General features: G+C 46.2%; 26 protein-coding genes. 7 read left to right on the forward strand and 19 right to left on the reverse strand.

All coding sequences use genetic code 11. The features are described 5' to 3' along the window. Positions 1-866, reverse strand: an 866-nt coding sequence (locus tag GC093_RS26205) for a collagen-like domain-containing protein (RefSeq protein ID WP_171654878.1), incomplete at its 3' end; no start/stop codon positions are given. A 195-nt stretch (positions 867-1,061) separates the two neighbouring features. Here GC093_RS26205 and GC093_RS26210 point away from each other — a divergent pair. Next, positions 1,062-2,108, forward strand: coding sequence for a YheC/YheD family endospore coat-associated protein (locus tag GC093_RS26210; protein ID WP_312886614.1), 1,047 nt, complete (start codon positions 1,062-1,064; stop codon positions 2,106-2,108). A 120-nt stretch (positions 2,109-2,228) separates the two neighbouring features. On the opposite strand, the gene GC093_RS26215 is transcribed toward GC093_RS26210, so the two are convergent. The 11 genes from GC093_RS26215 to GC093_RS26265 form a co-directional block, all read right to left on the reverse strand. Beyond that, positions 2,229-3,056 (reverse strand): phosphoenolpyruvate hydrolase family protein, encoded by an 828-nt coding sequence (locus tag GC093_RS26215; protein ID WP_171654879.1) that lies wholly within the window; start codon positions 3,054-3,056, stop codon positions 2,229-2,231. 58 nt (positions 3,057-3,114) lie between these two features. Then, positions 3,115-4,344, reverse strand: coding sequence for a Tm-1-like ATP-binding domain-containing protein (locus GC093_RS26220; protein ID WP_171654880.1), 1,230 nt, complete (start codon positions 4,342-4,344; stop codon positions 3,115-3,117). Positions 4,345-4,388: 44 nt separating this feature from the next. Beyond that, positions 4,389-5,144, reverse strand: a complete 756-nt coding sequence (locus GC093_RS26225; protein WP_171654881.1) for a sugar phosphate isomerase/epimerase family protein — start codon at positions 5,142-5,144, stop codon at positions 4,389-4,391. Positions 5,145-5,214: 70 nt separating this feature from the next. Next, positions 5,215-5,577, reverse strand: coding sequence for a cupin domain-containing protein (locus GC093_RS26230; protein WP_171654882.1), 363 nt, complete (start codon positions 5,575-5,577; stop codon positions 5,215-5,217). Positions 5,578-5,598: 21 nt separating this feature from the next. Then, entirely contained in the window at positions 5,599-7,101 is a 1,503-nt protein-coding gene (locus GC093_RS26235) for an extracellular solute-binding protein (RefSeq protein WP_171654883.1), read from the reverse strand. A 31-nt stretch (positions 7,102-7,132) separates the two neighbouring features. Further along, positions 7,133-8,014, reverse strand: coding sequence for a carbohydrate ABC transporter permease (locus GC093_RS26240; RefSeq protein ID WP_171654884.1), 882 nt, complete (start codon positions 8,012-8,014; stop codon positions 7,133-7,135). Further along, entirely contained in the window at positions 8,014-8,976 is a 963-nt protein-coding gene (locus GC093_RS26245) for an ABC transporter permease (RefSeq protein WP_171654885.1), read from the reverse strand. The genes GC093_RS26240 and GC093_RS26245 overlap by 1 nt, the downstream gene beginning before the upstream one ends. 47 nt (positions 8,977-9,023) lie before the next feature. After that, on the reverse strand, positions 9,024-10,019 hold the full coding sequence (locus GC093_RS26250) for a Gfo/Idh/MocA family protein (protein ID WP_171654886.1): 996 nt from the start codon (positions 10,017-10,019) through the stop codon (positions 9,024-9,026). A gap of 400 nt (positions 10,020-10,419) precedes the next feature. Further along, positions 10,420-10,977: a helix-turn-helix domain-containing protein gene (locus tag GC093_RS26255; protein WP_246315346.1), complete on the reverse strand. Its 558-nt coding sequence runs from the start codon at positions 10,975-10,977 to the stop codon at positions 10,420-10,422. Between the two features lie 154 nt (positions 10,978-11,131). Then, entirely contained in the window at positions 11,132-11,344 is a 213-nt protein-coding gene (locus GC093_RS26260; RefSeq protein ID WP_171654887.1) for a hypothetical protein, read from the reverse strand. A gap of 62 nt (positions 11,345-11,406) precedes the next feature. Beyond that, positions 11,407-12,030: an NUDIX hydrolase gene (locus tag GC093_RS26265; RefSeq protein ID WP_171654888.1), complete on the reverse strand. Its 624-nt coding sequence runs from the start codon at positions 12,028-12,030 to the stop codon at positions 11,407-11,409. Positions 12,031-12,226: 196 nt separating this feature from the next. Here GC093_RS26265 and GC093_RS26270 point away from each other — a divergent pair, with 196 nt between their 5' ends. Together GC093_RS26270 and yqeK are read left to right on the forward strand one after the other, a co-directional pair. Then, on the forward strand, positions 12,227-13,012 hold the full coding sequence (locus GC093_RS26270; protein WP_246315348.1) for an MBL fold metallo-hydrolase: 786 nt from the start codon (positions 12,227-12,229) through the stop codon (positions 13,010-13,012). Positions 13,013-13,051: 39 nt separating this feature from the next. Continuing rightward, positions 13,052-13,714, forward strand: a complete 663-nt coding sequence (yqeK, locus tag GC093_RS26275) for a bis(5'-nucleosyl)-tetraphosphatase (symmetrical) YqeK (RefSeq protein WP_312886615.1) — start codon at positions 13,052-13,054, stop codon at positions 13,712-13,714. A 6-nt stretch (positions 13,715-13,720) separates the two neighbouring features. Here yqeK and GC093_RS26280 read toward each other — a convergent pair whose 3' ends face one another. The 3 genes from GC093_RS26280 to GC093_RS26290 form a co-directional block, all read right to left on the reverse strand. Further along, positions 13,721-14,299 carry a histidine phosphatase family protein gene (locus GC093_RS26280; protein ID WP_171654890.1) on the reverse strand — a complete coding sequence of 193 codons (579 nt, stop codon included), beginning with the start codon at positions 14,297-14,299 and terminating at the stop codon, positions 13,721-13,723. An 80-nt stretch (positions 14,300-14,379) separates the two neighbouring features. Beyond that, entirely contained in the window at positions 14,380-14,793 is a 414-nt protein-coding gene (locus tag GC093_RS26285) for an NUDIX hydrolase (protein WP_171654891.1), read from the reverse strand. A 175-nt stretch (positions 14,794-14,968) separates the two neighbouring features. After that, positions 14,969-15,484 (reverse strand): GNAT family N-acetyltransferase, encoded by a 516-nt coding sequence (locus GC093_RS26290; RefSeq protein WP_171654892.1) that lies wholly within the window; start codon positions 15,482-15,484, stop codon positions 14,969-14,971. A gap of 359 nt (positions 15,485-15,843) precedes the next feature. Between GC093_RS26290 and GC093_RS26295 the strand changes: the two genes are divergently transcribed. The 3 genes from GC093_RS26295 (at position 15,844) to GC093_RS26305 (ending at position 19,019) form a co-directional block, all read left to right on the forward strand. After that, on the forward strand, positions 15,844-16,716 hold the full coding sequence (locus GC093_RS26295) for a carbohydrate ABC transporter permease (RefSeq protein ID WP_246315394.1): 873 nt from the start codon (positions 15,844-15,846) through the stop codon (positions 16,714-16,716). Then, positions 16,713-17,534 carry a carbohydrate ABC transporter permease gene (locus GC093_RS26300; RefSeq protein WP_171654894.1) on the forward strand — a complete coding sequence of 274 codons (822 nt, stop codon included), beginning with the start codon at positions 16,713-16,715 and terminating at the stop codon, positions 17,532-17,534. The genes GC093_RS26295 and GC093_RS26300 overlap by 4 nt, the downstream gene beginning before the upstream one ends. Positions 17,535-17,624: 90 nt before the next feature. Continuing rightward, positions 17,625-19,019 (forward strand): ABC transporter substrate-binding protein, encoded by a 1,395-nt coding sequence (locus GC093_RS26305; protein WP_246315369.1) that lies wholly within the window; start codon positions 17,625-17,627, stop codon positions 19,017-19,019. A gap of 168 nt (positions 19,020-19,187) precedes the next feature. Here GC093_RS26305 and GC093_RS26310 read toward each other — a convergent pair whose 3' ends face one another. From GC093_RS26310 to GC093_RS26325, 4 genes are all read right to left on the reverse strand, one after another. Continuing rightward, positions 19,188-19,352 carry a hypothetical protein gene (locus tag GC093_RS26310; protein WP_171654895.1) on the reverse strand — a complete coding sequence of 55 codons (165 nt, stop codon included), beginning with the start codon at positions 19,350-19,352 and terminating at the stop codon, positions 19,188-19,190. A 33-nt stretch (positions 19,353-19,385) separates the two neighbouring features. Further along, positions 19,386-19,922 carry a hypothetical protein gene (locus tag GC093_RS26315; RefSeq protein ID WP_246315371.1) on the reverse strand — a complete coding sequence of 179 codons (537 nt, stop codon included), beginning with the start codon at positions 19,920-19,922 and terminating at the stop codon, positions 19,386-19,388. An 87-nt stretch (positions 19,923-20,009) separates the two neighbouring features. Next, entirely contained in the window at positions 20,010-20,522 is a 513-nt protein-coding gene (def, locus tag GC093_RS26320; RefSeq protein ID WP_171654896.1) for a peptide deformylase, read from the reverse strand. Between the two features lie 2 nt (positions 20,523-20,524). Next, a complete protein-coding gene (locus GC093_RS26325; RefSeq protein ID WP_171654897.1) occupies positions 20,525-20,767 on the reverse strand; it encodes a helix-turn-helix domain-containing protein in 243 nt (80 codons plus the stop codon). 206 nt (positions 20,768-20,973) lie between these two features. Between GC093_RS26325 and GC093_RS26330 the strand changes: the two genes are divergently transcribed. Further along, entirely contained in the window at positions 20,974-21,147 is a 174-nt protein-coding gene (locus GC093_RS26330) for a hypothetical protein (RefSeq protein ID WP_171654898.1), read from the forward strand. The last annotated feature ends 166 nt before the right edge of the window (positions 21,148-21,313 follow it).

The following is a 21,313-nucleotide window of genomic DNA, read 5'->3' on the forward strand; positions in this document are numbered from 1 at the left end:
GTTGATCCTGTTGCACCTCCTGCGGGTCCCTGCGGTCCTGTTATACCTGCTGCTCCTGTTATACCTGTGGCTCCTGTTGCTCCCGTAGTTCCTGCAGCTCCTGTTGATCCTGTAGGTCCCGTTGCACCGCCTGCGGGTCCTGTCACTCCTGTTGCACCCGTTACGCCTGTAGCTCCTGCTGCTCCTGACGACCCCGTCGCTCCTCTTTCACCCGTCACTCCTGTTGCTCCTGCTGCTCCTGACGACCCCGTCACTCCTCTTTCACCCGTCACTCCTGTTGCTCCTGCTGCTCCTGACGACCCCGTCGCTCCTCTTTCACCCGTCACTCCTGTTGCTCCTGCTGCTCCTGACGACCCCGTCACTCCTCTTTCACCCGTTACTCCTGTTGCTCCTGCTGCTCCTGCTGCTCCTGACGACCCCGTCACTCCTCTTTCACCCGCTTCTCCAGTTGCTCCTGCGGGTCCTCTTGCACCCACTGCCCCAGTTGCTCCTGCCGGTCCTCTTGCACCCACCGCTCCAGTTGCTCCTGCGGGTCCTCTTGCACCCACCGCTCCAGTTGCTCCCGCCGGTCCTCTTGTACCCACTGCTCCAGTTGCTCCTGCGGGTCCTCTTGCACCCACTGCTCCAGTTGCACCCGCTGGTCCTCTTGCACCCGCTTCTCCAGTTGCTCCTGTCGATCCTTTTGCTCCTGCTGGTCCCGCTGCTCCGGTAGGCCCTCTTGCACCCGCTTCTCCTGTCGCTCCTGCTAATCCTGCTGCTCCTGTGGTTCCCGTTGCTCCTTTTGCTCCTTCTGGTCCAGCTGGTCCTTGGGGCCCTCGTGGTCCTTCTGGTCCTGGGGGGCCTGGAGGACCATTAAATTTTCCCATAGTCTCATCTCCCTATTATCAAAATTAATCCATCATATTAAAAGTTTAAAAAGATAAACACAGTAAAAAGCCTATCTCTCTTAAAAATAGGTGAATAGAGCAATATATTCGCTGAATTTCTGTTCAGCTATGCTATTGTCCCATACCATTAGGTCTATGCCCGCATAGATAATAATAGGGATAGAAGGCTAGGGAGTGATCAAATTGGAGAATCACCCATTAATAGGTATTCTGGTAACTAATAGGTATAGTAGAAAAAGACTTTTGGAGCTTTATCAACGTTATCACCATCTAAACCTGAAGCTTTACGCCTTTACTCCGGCAGATATTCTTTGGAAGAAACAACGTATTATTGGACTAAGCCTAAAAAAGGGCAAATGGAAGCAAAGCTCATTCCCTTTTCCACATGTCGTCTATAACAGGTGCTTTAACAAAAAAGTAATAACCATTCAACGCCTAGAGAAGAAGATTGGAAGGAACAAATGTTTTAACAATATCAATTTTTTTAATAAATGGGATCTCTATAACCGTTTAAAACAGTCAAATCTTAAACCCTATGTCCCAGATACATTTTTATATAATGAAGTGAATATGTCAGACCTATTAGAGAAATATAAACTAGTATATATAAAGCCTTCTTACGGATCTAAGGGGAAGTCAGTGTACCGGGTTGAACTAACGGAGAATGGAGATACTCACATCTCTTTGCACAGCCTAGCTCCAAGATATATTTGCAGAAAAAATGAAAGCATACAGGAAAAGTTGGCTCAACTTCTCGAACCAAAAAAATACATGATTCAGCAAGGGATTCGTCTGTGTCAACTTGATCATCGGTATTTTGATATCCGAGTCCTTGTTCAAAAAGGTATTCTTGGAGAATGGATGATTTCCGCCGTAACATGTAGAGTCGCTTATGAGCATTACTTTAACACGAGTATTTGTGAAACTATTTATGACATTGCAGAAGTTCTTCCGCAATTATTTTCACTGGAAAAAATGAATGAAATCTTCCAATCTCTGCATGAGATAAGTATAAAGGCTGCACAAGAAGCCGAAACTCATATGGGTTCATTGGGAGAATTAAGTGTAGATTTTGTTTTAGACGAACAAAGTAAGCTATGGATTATTGAACTTAATGGAAAACCCCAAAAAAATATATACAAAGACCTTAAGGGTTTTAAACACAAAAAACTAATTTATAGTAGACCATTGGAATATGCCTATTATCTCTCTCAATCTTGAGAGAGATAATACTTTTTCGAAAATGTAACGTAAAACAAGAACAGCCAGCCTCGACCGTAACTCCCGCTGTTCAGGAGTTACGGTCGAGGCTGGCTGATGGCTGCTCATACTTCACACATGTTAGTGCATCAATGCTTTAAACTTCCTCACCTGCTCCGTGATCGCGATCTCTGTTGGCAGTCGTTCCACGCTGGATGCCCCGAAAAATCCTGCGACTCCTTGGGTGCGACTTAGCACATACTCGACGTCCTCCGGCTCCGAAATCGGACCGCCGTGACAGATGACAAGGATGCCCGGATTAATGCTTTTACCCGCGTCATAGATTCGCTGTACGAGGTCAGCCGATTCGTCTAATGTCAACGCCGTCTTCGCTCCGATGCTGCCCTTCGTAGTCAGACCCACGTGCGCGACCAACACATCCGCTCCAGCCTCTGCCATGGCTATCGCATCTTCTTCGTTGAAAACATAAGGTGTTGTTAACAAATCGAGCTCATGAGCCTTGCGGATCATTTCCACCTCTAAATGATACCCCATTCCGGTTTCTTCCAAATTTTGTCTGAATGTACCGTCGATGAGCCCAACTGTGGGGAAATTCTGTACCCCAGAGAAACCCTGCTCCTTCAGCTGCTTCAAAAATACATCCATCATTCGAAATGGATCCGTGCCACAAACTCCTGCCAACACAGGAGTGTCGTGGACAATGGGAAGCACTTCGCTTCCCATATCCACTACGATTTGATTAGCGTCTCCATACGGCATCAATCCGGCTAATGAACCGCGACCTGCCATCCGATACCTTCCGGAATTATATATGATGATCATATCGACGCCGCCCGCTTCAGCACATTTGGCTGATAAACCTGTTCCAGCCCCGGCGCCGACTATGAAGCGACCTTGTTCCACTTGGGAGCGAAGCCTTTTGAGTATTTCTTGTCTAGCAATAACCATCGTCTATACTCCTTCCATTAAGGCAGCTTATAAAGTTCACTTGGATTATCTAATTGTATTAAACCTTCGTGGCACTAACCATTAGCCGCAATAAATGATCTGTAATCACATCAGCTACCATAGGGTTATTAATATCCTGATCCAGCTCAATCAAGCTAATGTCTGCTCTAAGATGCTGCTTAATCCCGTCGAATAGAGCCTGACGTTCCTCCTTGCCGTCGAACGGCTTGGAATCCATGTCCAATAAAGAAATGCCTGCTTTAGGAAACACGACAACCGTTGGGGATAAGCTCCAATTAAGCTTCTCTGCAAGTATACGGCCAAGCTCGCTATTTTCCTGAACGGTCGTTCTCATCAAGGTAGTGGTAGGATTATGCTGATAAAACGTACGGTCCTTGAATTGGATCGGAACGGTTTCCGGCGGACCAAAGTTAACCATGTCCAGCGCACCTACCGAGACAACCTGTGGAATGCCGGCTGCACCTGATGCTTCCAACCGATTCGGGCCTGCGGTAAAAATACCGCCGACCAGCTCGTCAGCCAGCTCTGTCGTCGTAATATCGGCTACACCCTTGATATAGCCGGCTTTGATTAACTCCTCCATCGCCATGCCGCCTGTTCCAGTCGCATGAAATACGAGCAGATCGTACCCTTCCTCCTCCAGCTTCTCCCGAACTCGGGTTGCGCAAGGAGTTGTCACACCGAACATCGTAATGCCTAGTGTTACCTTATCATCGACTATTTCTTGTTCCCGCTCCTGCTGCTGGATCGTTCCAGCCAACGCATAAGCCGCATTGCTCAAGATGCGCCGGGACAGCCGGTTGATACCGGCAATATCAACAACGGAGTACATCATCATAATATCCTTAACGCCTACATATGGCCTTGTATTACCCGATGCAACGGTGGACACCAGCAGCTTCGGAACCCCTATAGGCAGCGCCTGCATAGCCGAAGCTGCTACTGTGGTACCGGCTGTTCCTCCCATGCCGAACACTCCACCCACAACACCCTTCCGTTCCAACTCGGCGATTATATGAGCGGCCCCACGTGTCATAACGGCAACAGCCGTCCCGCGATCACTCCCCCTGCGCAGCTCCTCTAGACTGGAGCCGCCTGCTCTTGCTACTTCGTCCGCCGATACATCCGGTTGAAATAGCGGCTCCTCCAGCACTCCCGTATCAACAACGAACGTTTCTACGCCGCACGCTTCCAGCGTATTTTTAACGAACAGATACTCCTGCCCCTTCGTGTCCATAGCTCCGATCAAAACAGCCTTTTTCCCCATAACACCAGCCCCTTCAAGGATCGGTTTTCTCGACTCAAATCATTTCACTTCAAGCCATCACGCATAAACTGGTAACATGCTTTCATGCCCTCTAGCACTTCGCCTCCACTTTCCTCATCTGCCGAAATCCAGCCGTCATAGCCAATTTCCTTAATCGCACCAAAGATCGAGCCGAAATCGATTGCACCCTCGCCAAGCACTCTCCAATCCCCCTGCTCAAAATCCTTGAGGTGGAAATTATCAATTACATTTCCGAAGCTGCGGATAACCTCTGCAACATCACTAATGCCCGATTTCACCAAATGTGCGGTATCAACAGTTAAGCCGACAGACTCATCCTTAACCCGATCGAAAAATAGGTCAAAATCATCACGGTACATAACAGGATTGTTATGATGATGGTGCAGGGACAGCTTCACGCCGTACTTTTGCTGCGCCTCAAGTCCAAGCTCTGACAGCACGTCCGCATACCGGCGAATGTCATCGGCTGTAACCTCTGCCCTGGCAATTCCATGGCAGTAAACAATAAGATCCGTGCCAACAGCTGAAGCAAATCGGAATACGGTACGAAGCTGCTCTATACTAGCTTCATCCAGTTTGCCGCCCGTTATTAAAGCTGAGCCTAAGCCCGGTGCATCGCCCCATACTTCCTTGAACCTTCCTGGTTCAGCAAGAAACGGGGCGTATTGCGCACCTTTCAGCTGCAGCCCGTCGTAGCCAACCGCTCCATATTGTTGAAATAGCAGGGCCTGTTCTTCAGCTGTAGCAGTGGGTCTTGAAAAAGCCAGTTGTATGCTCATCTCCAACCTCCATTAATCCATTAATAGGACCCGAAGGAATCGGTTCATTCCTCCGGGTATAGTTTATTGTTTATTCCCCAATAGTCTGACGGTCCGGCGCTGAGTAGGTGATGATCATACGGCATGGCTCCCAGCTGGTGGTAGTCGCATTATGGGGTACGTTGCGCGGGATACGAAGCATCATCCCCGGCTCCAAATGAAAAGTTTCGTCGCCCAAAGTATGATCGCATTCACCGGAAAGAACAAAGATGATTTCCTCACAATTCGGGTGTACGTGTCTTGGGTTGGCTTGACCTGCGTTGATATACACCATACCGAAGGTCATTTCGCTTGCCGGATCGATCTCCTGACCGCAAAGCCATTGGATTTTCCCCCAATGTTCATTCAGCATGCGTCCCTTATCTTGCATTCTTAAATCTGTGATGGTAGCCATACACTCATTCTCCTTTTATGTTTACTTGGATGCTAAACGCTCTTTATAGGCGGCATTCATTTCTTGAATTATTTTCTGATAGTTGGCATCTTGTTTAAGATCCGCAACCATCTTATCCCAATCTGCTATACTGGATTTGCCCATAACAACCTGTGTTTTCATGTCGGCAATTTTCTTGTTATAATCAGCACCAAGTTTATTATTCGTTTCTGAAACCAGCCCGATTTCAGGTCTTGGCACACTGATTTTGGCTTTGGCGTCTATGATTTTTTTGTTCTTCTCAAATATTTCTTTAGGCATCCCCGGCGCAAAGGCGTACATATACGGGTCGTGCTTCATAAACAGCTTGCCGAACGATCCGGTTCCCAGATTGTCTTTAACCGCCTGCTCGTTAGTTATGAAAAAGCCATCTTCCTTCTTATAATGAGTTCCTTCGATACCGTATTGCGACAAAGTGCTGCCTTCTGTTGAGGCACCGTAATCGAGAAGGGATAAGATTTTACGCATTTTCGCTTCTGGAACCGTTTTGGGAATCGCAAAGACTCCTATAAATCCGCTGTTCTGCTGTTGGAAGGGTCCTGCTCCTGCGGACAAGGACACAATAGGCTCCCAATTCACCTTCGGATCTCTCTTCCATTGATCATAGGTCCAGCGCCACATCGCTTCGATGGTTTCAGTTGTAACTCCTACTCTTCCGCTTGTCGCCAAGTCTACCCAGTCATCGTTCTTCATAACGGAGTAATCCGGGGGAACGAGCTGCTCATCATACAGCTTTTTCTTATACAGCAATGATGCTTTCATTTCAGGCTCTAAATTAATGTCTATAAGGCCGCCGTCTTTAACCTTCCATTTGGCCCCGGCTCCCGCATAAATAAATTCAATTTGATCGTTGGTACGCATGGTATAGCCGTAAGTGCCTTTTTTCCCATCCGGTTCCTTTTCTTTAAACACCTTCATAACTTGATACAATTCATCGAGAGTCGTAGGCATATTCAAGCCAAGCTTATCCAGCCAATCCTTGCGGATAAAAAACGTCGTTCCACCCTCGATAGGACGTACAATGGGTACAACGTAATTTTTACCGTTAACCTTCGAGTTATCCCACATGCTTTTTGGCGAATCCATTAAGTTCTTGTAGTCCTTCAAATACGGTGTAAGATCCCAAAACGCGCCTTGCTTAACCATCGTTAAAAACTGGGGTACGGTCGTATCCGGTAGTCTAATCATATCGGGAAGGTCGCCCGAGGCTAATAATACGTTCAACTTGTCATTAAATACGGTGTCTGAGACCCATGTGATGTTCAGCTTCGTATTCGTTCGCTTTTCGAATTCTTTCGTAACCGGATTATCCGGCGATGGCGGCTGGGCAATCGAGAAGTTGCTGAAAATATTGAGGGTAGTGACCGCCTCCTTTTTGCCATCCTCCGATTTTGTCGCTGGATTGCTTCCGGAGCATGCTGCTGTCATAACAGCTACAATTGACAGCATGGCTACAAGTGCATGCTTGTTCGAACCCTTTTTCATACTTAGACCCCCTCATTAATATAGGCTGCGGTCAGCCTTTGACCGAACCGAGCATGACACCTTTGGCGAAATGCTTTTGTAAAAAAGGATAGACAGCCAGGATAGGAAGCGTAGCAATAACAACGGCCGCCATTTTAATCGTTTGCTTAGGAAGTTGATTTTCCGACACCATCTCAGCCGCCGATGCCCCTCCCGTTGAGGTTTCTGAATCAATCAGCATAGTCCTCAACAAAACCTGCAGAGGCACCTTCGTATAATCATTAATGAACAAAATAGCATTGAAGAAGGTATTCCAGTAACCGACCGCGTAAAACAATCCGAATGCAGCCAAAGCAGGGGCCGACAATGGAAGAACAATACGGAAGAACGTCCCAATATCATTGCAGCCATCAATCATGGCAGCGTCCTCCAGCTCTGCCGGAATGCTGTCAAAAAAGCTTTTCATCAGAATGACGTTCCATCCGCTGATCAATACCGGAATTATTAACGCCCATATACTGTTGATCATTCCTAAGTCACGGACAATAATGTAATTCGGAATAATCCCCGCGTTGAACAGAATCGTCAATAAGACCATCAGCATCAATAACTTTCTGCCTCTAAGCCTCTTTCGGGACATACCGAACGCCATGGCAGATGTAAAAACTAAGCTTAATCCGGTTCCTACTGTTGCAAGGAATGTGCTGACCAATGTAGCGTTTTTAAAAGCATCCGTGTCTAATAAATAACGGTAAGATCCGAGCGACCAGTTCTGAGGGAACAAGACAAAGCCGCTCTTCTGCAAATATTCATGGGGATCCGTGAATGATACGATAAACACATAGTACAAGGGAAACAAGGTGATCAATCCAATCACAATCAATACAAACGCATTCACACCATTAAACAGCCGTCCTCCAAAGCTTTCCTTCATTAGTAGACTCCTTCCTCGCCAATCCGTTTGGCCAGCTTATTCGCCAAAACAACGAGCACAAGACCTACCACTGATTTGAACAAGCCTACTGCTGTGCTGTAGCTGAATTGTCCGCTCTGAATACCATTACGGTAAACATAGGTTTCAAAAACATCCGCATATTGGGCCACAGCTCCGTTATTCATCAGGAACACCTGCTCGAATCCGACATCCATTATATGTCCAAGCCTCAGGATCAGCAGAACCAGAATAACGCTTCGAATTCCTGGCAGCGTCACATGCCAAGCTTGCAGCCACCGATTGGCCCCATCTATCTTGGCCGCTTCGTATAATTGAGGGTCAACGGCTGTGATGGCCGCCAGTATGATGATCGTTCCCCAACCGGTTTCCTTCCAAATATTTTGTGCAACGAGCATGCCCCAGAACGTATCCGTATTCGTGAGAAAATCGTACTTGGGAAACCCTAACGATACCATCATCATGTTGACAACTCCTGAAGACTGGGACAAGAGCAAGAAGGATATCCCTACAATAATGACCCAGGACAAGAAATGCGGCAGGTAAACAATCGATTGAAGGATGCTTTTGAAAAATTGGTTATTCACTTCATTCAGCATCAAGGACAGGATGATAGGCAGTGGGAAGAAGAAGACCAGATTCAACAAACTGATCACCATCGTATTGCGAAAGAGTAGGATGAAATCAGGATTAGAAAAGAAACGGATGAAGTGTTCTAACCCTACCCACTCGCTATTCCACACCCCCGCATACGGGGAATATTCCTGAAAGGCTATAATGATTCCCCACATAGGGACATATTTAAAAAGAATAAAGAAGAAAACCCCAGGTAAAACCAGCATATAAAGGTACTTATCACGCTTTAAATCAGACAAGAGCGTTCGCCGTTTCATTTTCTTTTCCAAAGTGACGGACGATTGCAATGCAGCCGATTGTGTATCCATATGCACTACCTTCCACTTCAATCATATTTAAGTAGCGTTCACTGTAATCAAACCACGGCACCGTGTTTCAAGTGAACGATACGCTGCTCATTAGCAGAAACATATGCTGCATCGAGAATGGAGATAGTGTTCAGGTTATCTCTCGAGCTGTTAGGCGCTTCAATCCCAGTCTCTAGGGAAGTCAGCAAATGATTTAATCCTTCAAAGGTAGCTACTTCTCTGGAAACTTGATTCTCCCAAGTTTCAGACGGAGTTTTTTCACCTTTACGGTACAGGTCCACTTTGTTGTAAAGCATTACAAGGGTACCGGTCTCACCGATTACGATCATTTCCGTCCGGTTGAAGGTGGAAGAGAAGCTTTGAACATAGGTCGCTACCGTATTATTTTCAAACACGACTTGAACGGTCGCATCCGTCTCGCCTACGCAATTGATCGCAGATGAGGAACGGTTCTGGCATACAACAGACACAGCCTCGGAACCCAGAATTTGTCTGAACCCGTCAAACCAGTGAATCCCCATTACCGACAGCGCATTGCGCTCGCAATCCAGCCGCCAGCCTACATCCTGCCTGAAGAAGAGGTTGGTGAACAAAATGGAGGTCACCTTACCGATGGTCTCTTCCGCAATCTTGTTCTTGATGAGCTCGAAGGGGAAATGTCTTCTAAAGTTCTGGTTGATGGAGATCGGCACGCCAAGCTGCTGCGCTTTCTCTGTAATTTCTGTCGCTTCCGCCAATGTATCCGAGAAAGGCTTTTCAACAAACACAGGCAAGCCCGCTTCCAGCAATGGGAACACAATTTGTTTACGGATGGAGGTTGGTGTACATACTACAGCTACATCAATACCGCTGTTTTGGATAAAGTCCTGTAAATCCGTAAAGCGCTGCGGAACCCCGTACTTATCGGCTTTGGCATGTAAGGCTTCAGGGTTCGGGTCGCAGAGCGCCGTTACCTCAATCCGTTCCGGATGATCTTTATATCCCACGAAATGCAGCTCAGTAACGCCACCGGCGCCCACAATACCCACTTTGTACTTTTTCATCTTCTTTATCCCACTCCTTATGATTAATATAATTAAATAAAATGTAAGCGTTATCATTATAAGACCAGCTTCTGTAAGCTATAAGCAGTACCAAGTTAATACGCGCTCGACTCTACATTTTCTATCCTGTACGATTAGGAATTAGTTATAAATCCCCCCTTTATGAGGCTATCGTTCATCTACAAATTTAGATGTTCTTCAACAATATTTATGGTAGTTTAACAATGTTGTATTTAATTCAACTTAGTTGACTTGAAATTATTGTACAATACTTTTTTTGGTAATGCAATCGCTTTCTTGCTGAAAATAAAAAAAAGGATAAACAGTATGTCCTGTTTTACCCCTGTATAAACGAACCTTGCTGAAATTTTGTCAGTATCTCTATAACGTCGTACACGCCTTAGCTGTCGCTCGGCTTAGATTGGGTAAACACAGCCACATATTTCACCTCATCGGTAATGGGGCTTAATGTATGCTTCTCAATGGAATCAAAATAAAGGCTGTCGCCCGGCTTCAACGTATACTCCACGCTGCCTACTTTGTAGCGCATCTCGCCTTCCAATATAAATATAAATTCTTCTCCATTATGGCTGTAAGCATTTTTACTATCATTCTCCTCCTTCCTTGAAACAAAAAGAAACGGTTGCATCAGCTTCTCGCTGCGCTCAACAGCAAATGTGAAAAAGGAGTAGCCCTTATCGGTTTTGACCATCTTCGAATGACTCATTTCTTTGGTTGTATAGATGGTTCCAGATCGCTGCTGATCATCCAACAAAATGGAGACCTTCGTACCTAGCGCATCGGCAATTTTCATCAATGTTGAAATGGGGGGCACTGTTTTCCCATTTTCGATTTTGGATAATAAGCTTTTTGAAAACCCGCACGCATTCGCTATATCAAGTAAATTCCGGTTTTGCTCGGTTCGCAGCTTTTTAATTTTATTCCCCAAATCCATCATAGTTTAATCTCCCAATTTAATTTTATTCAACTATGTTTATCTTAACTATACAGTGTGGAATTAGTCAAGGAGAATGTATACGCTTGCTAACCAAGCAATTTTATTAAAATGATTTGGAGTTATGGGGATTTCCCCCTCTATTCTGCTTACCTTACTAGTGTCCACGACCATGTGATTCCCAGGCAAAATACTGAAGTACTCCAACAACAATAAGGAAAAGCGCCATGACAATGAGTGAATAACCTATCCATCGCGATAGTCTACTATTCATATTGCCCTTCTGATCCGATTTGCTTCGCAGGATAAACAGCCATCCGACCCCTATCAAGAACACTACTACAACTCCGGATTGTACATAAGTGGTCATAAAATCACTCCTTCCTCACCTTGTGCTAGATCCCGGAGATCGAACATATGCATACTTATGAATCAATCGAACACCGTTTCCGCAGCCGACTCACGAACGCGTTTAAATAGCATCCGCACCTGCGATTCCGTCACTCGATCGACTGACAACGGGGGCAGCTCGTCTTCACTAAAAAAGCCAATTTCACTCGTTTCAATGCTCGCCTTGGCCTCTCCGCCAGTCAGCTCGCACAGAATGAACAGCTTGTATACGTGATAAGCCAGCGGTGTGTGCGGATGAAGATTGCGATCGAGTGCCGCCAACAGCCTGACGGGAGTAACCTCGTAGCCTGACTCTTCCTTTATCTCCTTAACTACATTTTCCCGAGGAGATAACCCAATATCCGCCCAACCGCCAGGAAGAGACCAGCAGCCGTCCGTTACTTCTTTTACAAACAGCATTCGACCATCCTGTATGACCACGCCCCTTACATCAACCTTGGGAGTAGCATAACCGATCTCATTTGCGAAAAGTCCTGCCACCTGCTCTATTTCCAACCCCGAATAGGCCGCCATCATTTCTACACTAAGAGCTCTCAGCTCCTCATACCGTTCCAGATCGTATACATTTTTGGTATAGGTCAAGCCTGCTTGAGCAATAGCCTGAATTTTTCGAGCCCATTCGATACCACGAGTATCTTCTGCCATATGGTTATCCTCCTCTTGTCAATCATAGTTTAAGACTAGTCCAGATCCTAATATCGCCTGGTATTTATTGTAATTTCGCGACCTATCAGCGTCAACACTCTGAATAAATGGAGTCATGCTGCTTGTTGACACATCCGTTTCCTGCTATTCTTTTTTTAGTTGTAAAATATTAGATAAACGATGGAGCGACATAACTATGCCTGAGGATAAATTAATAATGTGGGGTACGGGTGATTCCATGGGGGTTCCAAGAGTGTACTGCTCTTGTGAAATATGCGCAGAGGCTAGAACGACTGGCTTGAACCGTCGCTATCGCTCGTCAGCGATGCTGGAGGCAGCTGAGGGGGAACTCCTGATCGACTGCGGACCGGAATGGCGAACTCAGATGGAGCTCTTGGATAAAAGATTCATCAGCCATGTACTCATCACACATGCCCATTTCGACCATATTGCCGGACTTCCTGAATGGGCCGATGCCTGCCGCTGGCTGCACAAGAAAGGACATGTATACGCCCCTGAAGAAGTGCTGCAAACACTCCGCAGGCAGTTCCCTTGGTTGGAAAATCAATTGACCTACCACGATTGCGGCGCTGGACTGGATTGGGGAAACTGGCGTATTCAACCCTGGAAGGTATGCCATGGAAAAAACGGCTTTTCGTATGCTTATCGCTTCGATAGGACTGGTGCCTCTCCTTACAGCTGGGCCTACTGCTCGGATGCTATTAATCTGACTGACAAAGAAAAAGCCCCTTTGTTCGGGCTGCAGCTGCTTATATTAGGAACTAATTATTATGAAGAGCATGCAGATAAAGCAACCCGGTCCGTGTATGATATGATCGAAGCATTAGAGCTGCTTGATGAGACCAAGCCGGATCGTGCCTTGTTCACGCATATGTCTCACGGTGTGGATATCCGAACCGACTACAAGCTGCCCTCCATGGTAACCTTGGCGGTAACTGGCATGAGATTAAATTTAAAGTAGTTGGATAGCGAAATTAACTTAGATAAGAGGTGAAATCGATTGTACCTGCACCCCCTACTGCAGCAAATGAAAAACTCGATGCCTTTCTCCGGACGTTTGGAGGAGGATGTCAGCAGCTTTTTAAGACTCCATGCTCACCCGCATACGGCTGAGCACTGTTTGAAGGTTGGATATGAAGCAGGACGACTAGCCGAACGCTTCGGCTGCGATTCCGATCATGCGCGCGCGGCGGGCTTTTTGCATGATATCAGCGCTTTGGTACCTAATAACCAAAGAATCGATGCAGCACGCGAATGGAACCTCGATATTCTACCTGAAGAAGAGCGTTTTCCCATGATTATTCATCAAAAGCTTTCACGGGTCATTGCTCAGCAAGTATTCGGGATTGATCAAACTCAGGTCCTTGAAGCCATCGAATGCCATACGACCTTGAAGGCCCCAAGCACCTTGCTTGATCGGATTGTTTTTATTGCGGATAAAATTGAATGGGATCAAGCCGGTCAGCCGCCTTACTTAGCGGAGCTGCTCCAGCAGTTGGATGTATCCTTAGAGGATGGGGTTTTTGTCTATATCGATTATTTGTGGAGTCGCAGAGAGCATTTGAAAGTAGTCCATCCCTGGCTAGTTGATGCTCACTCCGACCTCTCAGCCATTCTAAATGCTTCCCCCGCCTATAGAAAGCTGGAACGACCCGAGCAATAGAGGGGCCTAGGCTAGCTCCCACAATCGGCGTACCTCAATTAATTGATCGCTGTCGTCAAACCGCAGCATATATATGTCCGGCTTGCTTGTCTGCTTCCAAAATTCCAGACCATAGCTGCTGTCAAAATAGTTCATCATAGCCGTCATAATATTCCCGTGAGTACCGACAGCTATGTTCTTGCCCTTATGTCTGTTCATCACCTGCCGCAAAGCGGAAATACTTCTCTTCTGGGAGACCTCATTCGATTCTCCGCCAGGCATCGCAAAGCTCGGTTCCCTGAATACCTTCTCGATCGTCGGCAAGAAATCTTGATCCTCCATCGGATAGTAGATACCAGCCAGAAGTCTTTCCCTTAAATCCTCTTCAATCTCAATTTCAAGCCCTAATGCATTCGCCAGACCTTCAACGGTCTGGATAGCTCTTCTGTAGGGACTCGATACGACCGCTTGTATATTTTGCTGCAGCATAATTTCTGTAACAGCCGCAGCATCCTTCTGGCCTTTGGGGGATAGTCCCCGGGTCCTTTCATTTTCGATCGAAAAGGGTGACTCTGCATGCCTCACCATATAGATAGCGGTACCCATCCGATTCCTCCCTCTTTCGTCCCAATTGACTGGTGCCTATATACATCTTTAATCATGATGAATGCCATAAACCAGGTTGCTTAGACCAGTCCGTTGGACCTGGCCAGAACCAACCCAAAGCCTAGCCTCGTATCCTGCCACTTCCCGCTCGCAACATGACCAAACGCCTCTTCGACATCAATAAACAGCACATGGATATCTTCGTCCTTATCCAGCTGTTGATTCTGCAAATCAATAATATCGTTAGTGAAAAATAGCGTAATGACTACCGGACTTTTCGGAATGCTAAACGTACCCAGCTCTATTAAGCTGCCAGCAACCAAGCCCGTCTCCTCGCTCAATTCCCTGCGCGCTCCCTCTTTCAAATCCTCATTATTTTCTATTCTGCCTCCGGGTAGCTCGTAAGTGAATCTTTTCTTCCCTTCCCTGAACTGCTTAACAATAACCAATTTATTTTTATACAAGGCTACAACCTTAACTCCATATACTTTCATTCCCGCTCTCCTTAGAGCTTTCCGTATGGAAAGCTTGCATCGTAAGCATTAGCTTTGTCCAAACTCGCAGATGCAAATACATTCATTCATTATGACATGATATGTCAGCCAGACCTGCAATCCATTTATATTTCTGCACAGACTTGCAGGAAACCTTTATTCCTTCTTTTCCGGCTTATATTGATTTGCTCATCGTATACCAGCTGTCTTCCCCACCCGGATAACTCTGCTCATTGATAATTTGATATTGAAGCTTCTTATAATAATCGACATTTTCAGGCAATGATAACCGTACCTCTACCCTTGTTTCCGAATAGCTATGGCTCCGGGCAATTTCCTCCAAGTACGACAGCATGTATCGGGCAATCCCCTTCCCTCTGTGGGCCGGAAGGACAGCTACTCGTCCAATGTACATGTAATTTTCCACATAATAAAATCTTGCAGAGCCCACAGGCTCCAGCCCGTCCCATACTAGAATAGCCGCTCCGCGCCCTTCTATTTTATGGAGAATGTCTTCGATGGTTTCGGATAAAGCTCCTGAGGGCGGCACAAGTACTCCGGCATATTGTTCGAAAGCCTCATGCATAATTCGGTGAACGACAGACATTTCCTCTCTACTTGCTTCCTTGATGATAATAGCTATTTTCCTCACTCCATCACCGTGTGCTGCTTGTCCAATTCTTCGAGGCATTAGTTACCCATATAATACCATAACTATCCACGGGGTTAAAAAGATTTTCTGCTGCTCCCTGTCTCCTAACTACTCAGCGGCCTTAACCATGTGAATACTTTGTAAAGGGAAAGCCCTTACTCCATGATATCTTCACATCCCCTTAACTCATGCTTTACATACGTTCGTTATACTGATCAAGTCAACCCCCTGCAAGCATAGGTACACCTGACCAAACATCGCGTTTATGCACCATGAGCCTAGTGAAAACCGTAAGGAGTGAACAATCAATGAGTCTGTTAAAACAAGATCTCGGGCTGCCGTCACCCACAGAAGTAAGTCCGCGGCAGCATATAAGCAGGGTTCAAAGTCTCCGTAGTATGCGGTTCAGAGAGAATCTGCTCGCCTGCTTCTTTCTCGCTCCCTCTCTTCTACTATTCGGCATTTTTCTCTTTTATCCATTGATTAAATCTGTCTACTTAAGCTTGCATTTGACTGACCCGCGAGGACGAATTGCCGCTTACGTAGGATTGGAAAACTTCCAGGAATTGTTTCTGTCCGAGAAGTTTTATCAGAGCTTGAAGGTGACTTTATCCTTCACCCTGCTGACTGTGCCGACCTGTATCCTTATCGCGCTGCTGCTAGCCGCATTGACACATAACAAGCTTCGCGGCATGCGAGCTTTTCAATTCATTTTCTCCTTGCCCATCGCGATTTCCGTCGGAACCGGCTCGGTCATCTGGATGATGCTGTATCACCCGAGTGTGGGGATTTTAAATTACTTTCTAAGCTTGGGCGGCATCCAACCAATCGGATGGCTGACCGACCCTGCTTGGGCATTGATCTCTATATCCGTCATGACCGTCTGGATGAATCTTGGCTTCAATTACATTGTGCTGCTGAGCGGCCTTCAGGGAGTGTCGGAAGACATCTATGATAGTGCCAAAATCGATGGCTCCGGCCCTGTACGCACCTTCGTGCAGCTAACTCTGCCCCTTGTATCGCCAACGCTATTCTTCGTTTTTATTGTATCGGTGATCGGTGCGTTCCAATCGTTCGGGCAAATTCACATCTTGACCAGAGGCGGCCCTATGAATACGACGGATGTGGTCGTCTACAACATTTATCAGGATGCGTTCATTAACTTCCGCTTCGGTATTGGCAGTGCTCAAGCGCTTGTATTGTTCGCGATCATCCTGATTCTGACCCTCCTTCAGTTCAAATTCTTTGAAAAGAAGGTGCATTATCAATGACCTCACGTTTGCAAAATACAGCCATCTACATCGTGCTCGGGATTGCCGCTGCACTGATGCTGTATCCCATACTGTTTACCCTCTCCGCTACATTCATGACACAGGCTGAATCTTCGTCCTATCCGCCTAAGCTGTTTCCTGGAGGGCTGTACTGGGATAACCTGCTGCAAGTAACGCAGCTCGTCCCGATCTTTAAGTTCATTACGAACAGCTTCATGATCTCGACCGCCATCATGATCGGGCAGATATTCACTGCAAGCTTGGCCGCTTATGCATTTGCTTTTCTAAGATTCACGGGTAAAACGGTACTGTTCGCCCTGTTCCTCTCCACCATGATGATTCCTTGGGAAGTCACCATGATTCCCAACTATTTAACGATTAAAAGCTGGGGCTGGCTGGATAGCTACGAAGGATTGATCATCCCGTTTCTCGCTACCGCTTTCGGTACCTTCCTGCTTCGCCAATTCTTCCTTCAATTGCCCGGCGAATTGTTCGAAGCTGCGAAAATGGATGGCTGCGGGCATATTCGAAGCTTTTTCCGACTGGTGCTGCCCTTGTCCCGTCCCGCTTTAGCCACACTTGGAGTGTATTCCTTCCTGACTCATTGGAATATGTACCTGTGGCCGTTGCTTATCACTAACGGAGAGAATATGCGCACCGTACAGATCGGTATCAGCATGCTGCAATTCGAGGAAATGACCTCGTGGAATCTCGTACTAGCCGGAGTTACATTAGTGCTGCTGCCCTCCTTATTGCTGCTCGCGCTTGGAATCAAACAGCTTGTCCGCGGCATTACTGCCGGAGCAGTCAAGGGCTGACGTTTGCATTGAGAATTATAATGCGCCGTTCTGCTTAGGCGCTCTATATACATTTACTCAACTACAAATTAAAGGGAGCGAACCTTACAAATGAAAAGCACCACTTTGAAAAGAATCAATATGAGAAGCCTGATCACCTTGTGTATGGCGGTTATGATGGTGTTTTTGGCAGCATGCGGCAGCACGGGAAGCCAGCCAGCAGCGAGCAGTGGAAACAAAGATGCAGCAGCACCTGCACCAGCTAGCAGTAAGGGGCCGGTAAAGGTCATTTGGTGGCATTCGATGAGCGGTGAGCTCGGCAAAGCAATCGACAAGCTAGTCGCCGACTATAACGCATCCCAGAAAAATGTTATTGTTGAAGCTGTTTTCCAAGGAACCTACGATGAAAGCTTGAACAAAATGAAGGCATCCATGGACTCCAAAAGCGGCCCTGCGCTCATTCAAGTATTTGAAATCGGCAGCCGTTTCATGATCGATTCCAAAGCCATTACTCCTATGCAAAAATTTATTGACCTGGAGAAATACGATCTGTCTCAGTTTGAAGAAAACATTCTCAATTATTATAAAATTGACGGCAAGCTGAACGCGATGCCTTTCAATACGTCCAATCCAATCCTTTACTACAACAAAGATATGTTTAAAGCAGCAGGACTTGATCCAGAAAAACCTCCAGCTACTTACGAAGAAGTCGCTAAAGCAGCTAAAGCATTGACGAAAGACGGTAAATCCGGCGCTTCCTTCGCTATTTACGGTTGGTTCATGGAGCAATTCTTCGCTAATCAAGGTGCAGATCTGCTGAACAACGGCAACGGCCGCAAAGCTTTGGCTACCGAGTCCATGATTAACAGCGATGCAGGTGTAAAAACTCTTGCTTGGTGGAAGCAAATGGTTGATGATAAAACCGCGTTGAACCTTGGACGCAAAACCGATGATACCAAAAAAGCGTTCATTGCAGGCCAAGTCGGTATGACACTTGATTCAACTGGCTCCCTTCGCGGTATCGTAGACGGAGCGCAAGGTAAATTCCAAGTAGGCACCGGCTTCCTTCCGAAACCATCCGATGCAAAAGACGGCGGCGTTATTGTTGGCGGCGCAAGCTTGTACATCTTGAACAACCGTACGGATGATGAGCAAAAAGCGGCTTGGGACTTCATTAAATTCCTGGGAGAGCCGAAGCAGCAAGCTTACTGGCACGTAAACACAGGCTATTTCCCAATTACGAAAAAAGCATATGACGAGCAAACCGTGAAAGACAACCTGATTAAATATCCGCAGCTAAAAACGGCTGTTGACCAGCTTCATTCTACAAAAGCTAACACGGCAACTCAAGGAGCAGTAATGGGTGTATTCCCTGAGGCTCGCCAGCTGACCGAAGGTGCAATTGAAGAAGTTCTGAATGGTAAAAAGCAGCCTAAGGAAGCCTTGGACGCTGCCGCGAAAGAAATTTCCGGCAAATTAGGCACATACAATAAGACGGTAAAATAAGTCTACAATCATAAACGAGGAAGCCTCCAGCCCCACTGTAGAGTGGTGTTGGAGGCTTATTTTTTACACTTTTTTATTGCAAAAAGGCCGACACAGGAAAACCCATGCCGGCCCCGACAGGAAACGGGGATTCATTATTTTTCATATAAGTCCGTAAGACGTTAACTGTTACAGCGTATAATCGAATAATCGTAATCCGTCTCTCAGAGGATTCATCATCGAATAATTGTATTTGTTTGTATCCGACAAACAACAAACGGTTTCCCCACTTTCCTGCCGCCGGATTCTCACCGGCTCCCTATCTGCAAATGATCCTATTCCGATTGCAGACACGAAGCCGGGTAGAATTACCCTGACTATGGCTAGCTATCCCATATAAGCAGAAGCATCGAAATCTATATAATGCAGATGGTTAGATTGCTCAATTAATGACGAAAGCTTCGTCACTTCCCGTTCCTTCTTCAGCGACTCACTGCGGTATGCCTCTGGATCGTAAAGAGCTACCGTAAATAAGCTTGTAGCACTTTCGCCAAATCCTGAGCGCTGCGTTTGACGCTCTAATTTTTTACGGTTGCCAAGCGACCCCAGCTGCTGAATTTCCATTCTTGTTTGCTTGGCTAGCTCGATGGCTTCCAGTATAGTAATCGGCTGTCCATCCCAAACAATCGTGCGTTCAATGTTAGCTTTGGCCAGCAACACATCAATTTTGCGAAAATCGGCATTTACGGCATCAATCTCTCGGGTGAGAACATCCACAGATCTTGTCGGTATCTCAGCCGTCTCCCCTTTTTCTATAATAGACGTACTGTTCATATTTCTTTCGTGAAACAACTGATGTAATTTCCGACCAATAGCTGCTCTTACAGACAACGCTTCAGCCATCGTAATTCGTGCTGTATCCATTGAATTGGACCTCCTTTGTCATACGCTGTTATAGACGATGCTGGAAAGAAAAGGTTGCACCTAGGGTTGTTACTAAATTTTCTAAATTCACTGATTGGCTAATTTAATTACTTCAAGCACGCTGACTTTTTGTTTCTTTTGCTCATGATAGAGCCATTGATCTTGAACATGGTCGATAAACAGTACACCGTTTAAATGGTCGATTTCATGCTGAATACACCTGGCAAGAAATCCATTACCCTCTAACTCCAAGGACTTACCGTGTCTGTTAAGGGTTGTTATTTTGACGTAGTCGGCCCTCTTCACATTTCCATAATACCCCGGATAGGACAAACAACCCTCAGGTCCGAGCTGCTCCCCGCTAGCTGCAACAATCTGTGGATTAATTAGCTCGATTAAACCATCTCCACAATCCATAACTATGATTCTTCTAAGGATTCCAACCTGAGGCGCTGCAAGTCCGGCACGTCCATCTGTGGCGTACAAGGTTTCGGCCATATCCTCCAGCAGTTTTATTATCTTCGAATTGACGACATCAACGGGTTTAGCTGTTTTACGTAAAATCGGGTCTCCAAATGGAACGATATCTTTAACACTCATCGTTATGCACCTTCAGCTTCCTTAGGTGATGTGTATACCCATAACTCGCCCGGGGAACATTTTAAAGCTGTACATAATGCGTCCAACGTATCTGCCTTCATTTGCTTTGGCTGGCTGGATAACAAGGCGCTAATGGAAGGAGCAGATAGACTGTAGTTGGCTCTTTCCTTCAGCAGCCGTGCCAAAGCCGCACCTGACCATATTCCTCTATCCGCCATCACCTTTCTTAACATCCATTCAAGCATTGTTGACAACTCCTCACGCAGAAATTAGTTAGTTACAACCTTATTTTATTAGGTAATTACTTATATTATTAGTTAGTACCTAATATATCTTATTAGTTGGATAAATTCAATTGGCCTGACTATGACGCTGAAATCTGGGAACCGTGCTACCACTTATCATTTATGCTATAATTCGCTGATACCATTCTTATTGGAGGATCTTAGGCATGAAAATCTATGTTGTAATAGCACTGAGAGAAGACCAGATGGACAATGTTTTTGTCAGCACAGATGAGGAGAAAATACTGGCATTACTGCCATCCGACTTTGACGATTGTGATGCGCTCTTTCTAGAAGTCTGGGAGGACGATGCCAAGATTGACGACTATAGGCTACAGTAGGTTGGGAAATAACGTACGTAGCGATAGACCTAAATCCAAGAAGGACCTTCAAGCTTGTTGTTCACTTGTCTTAGAAATCAAACCCCAGATAGCGGGGAAACATGCAAATACCGCCACGATACTGAACTGCGCCCCAATTGTTAGACGCAACTAACAATTGGAGGCG

It is taken from the genome of Paenibacillus foliorum (genome assembly GCF_013141765.1).
GTDB lineage: Bacteria > Bacillota > Bacilli > Paenibacillales > NBRC-103111 > Paenibacillus_S > Paenibacillus_S foliorum.

Excerpts from the sequence above, each read along its gene's own strand:
- GC093_RS26230 (WP_171654882.1), bottom strand. The coding sequence starts at position 5,577 with ATGGCTACCATCACAGATTTAAGAATGCAAGATAAGGGACGCATGCTG.
- def (WP_171654896.1), bottom strand. The coding sequence starts at position 20,522 with ATGAGTGTTAAAGATATCGTTCCATTTGGAGACCCGATTTTACGTAAA.
- GC093_RS26305 (WP_246315369.1), top strand. The coding sequence starts at position 17,625 with ATGAAAAGCACCACTTTGAAAAGAATCAATATGAGAAGCCTGATCACC.
- GC093_RS26265 (WP_171654888.1), bottom strand. The coding sequence starts at position 12,030 with ATGGCAGAAGATACTCGTGGTATCGAATGGGCTCGAAAAATTCAGGCT.
- GC093_RS26325 (WP_171654897.1), bottom strand. The coding sequence starts at position 20,767 with ATGCTTGAATGGATGTTAAGAAAGGTGATGGCGGATAGAGGAATATGG.
- GC093_RS26315 (WP_246315371.1), bottom strand. The coding sequence starts at position 19,922 with ATGGATACAGCACGAATTACGATGGCTGAAGCGTTGTCTGTAAGAGCA.
- GC093_RS26285 (WP_171654891.1), bottom strand. The coding sequence starts at position 14,793 with ATGAAAGTATATGGAGTTAAGGTTGTAGCCTTGTATAAAAATAAATTG.
- GC093_RS26245 (WP_171654885.1), bottom strand. The coding sequence starts at position 8,976 with ATGGATACACAATCGGCTGCATTGCAATCGTCCGTCACTTTGGAAAAG.
- GC093_RS26260 (WP_171654887.1), bottom strand. The coding sequence starts at position 11,344 with ATGACCACTTATGTACAATCCGGAGTTGTAGTAGTGTTCTTGATAGGG.
- GC093_RS26280 (WP_171654890.1), bottom strand. The coding sequence starts at position 14,299 with ATGGGTACCGCTATCTATATGGTGAGGCATGCAGAGTCACCCTTTTCG.
- GC093_RS26300 (WP_171654894.1), top strand. The coding sequence starts at position 16,713 with ATGACCTCACGTTTGCAAAATACAGCCATCTACATCGTGCTCGGGATT.
- GC093_RS26220 (WP_171654880.1), bottom strand. The coding sequence starts at position 4,344 with ATGGGGAAAAAGGCTGTTTTGATCGGAGCTATGGACACGAAGGGGCAG.
- GC093_RS26295 (WP_246315394.1), top strand. The coding sequence starts at position 15,844 with ATGCGGTTCAGAGAGAATCTGCTCGCCTGCTTCTTTCTCGCTCCCTCT.
- GC093_RS26235 (WP_171654883.1), bottom strand. The coding sequence starts at position 7,101 with ATGAAAAAGGGTTCGAACAAGCATGCACTTGTAGCCATGCTGTCAATT.
- GC093_RS26240 (WP_171654884.1), bottom strand. The coding sequence starts at position 8,014 with ATGAAGGAAAGCTTTGGAGGACGGCTGTTTAATGGTGTGAATGCGTTT.
- GC093_RS26270 (WP_246315348.1), top strand. The coding sequence starts at position 12,227 with ATGCCTGAGGATAAATTAATAATGTGGGGTACGGGTGATTCCATGGGG.
- GC093_RS26330 (WP_171654898.1), top strand. The coding sequence starts at position 20,974 with ATGAAAATCTATGTTGTAATAGCACTGAGAGAAGACCAGATGGACAAT.
- GC093_RS26215 (WP_171654879.1), bottom strand. The coding sequence starts at position 3,056 with ATGGTTATTGCTAGACAAGAAATACTCAAAAGGCTTCGCTCCCAAGTG.
- GC093_RS26250 (WP_171654886.1), bottom strand. The coding sequence starts at position 10,019 with ATGAAAAAGTACAAAGTGGGTATTGTGGGCGCCGGTGGCGTTACTGAG.
- GC093_RS26255 (WP_246315346.1), bottom strand. The coding sequence starts at position 10,977 with ATGATGGATTTGGGGAATAAAATTAAAAAGCTGCGAACCGAGCAAAAC.
- GC093_RS26290 (WP_171654892.1), bottom strand. The coding sequence starts at position 15,484 with ATGCCTCGAAGAATTGGACAAGCAGCACACGGTGATGGAGTGAGGAAA.
- GC093_RS26225 (WP_171654881.1), bottom strand. The coding sequence starts at position 5,144 with ATGAGCATACAACTGGCTTTTTCAAGACCCACTGCTACAGCTGAAGAA.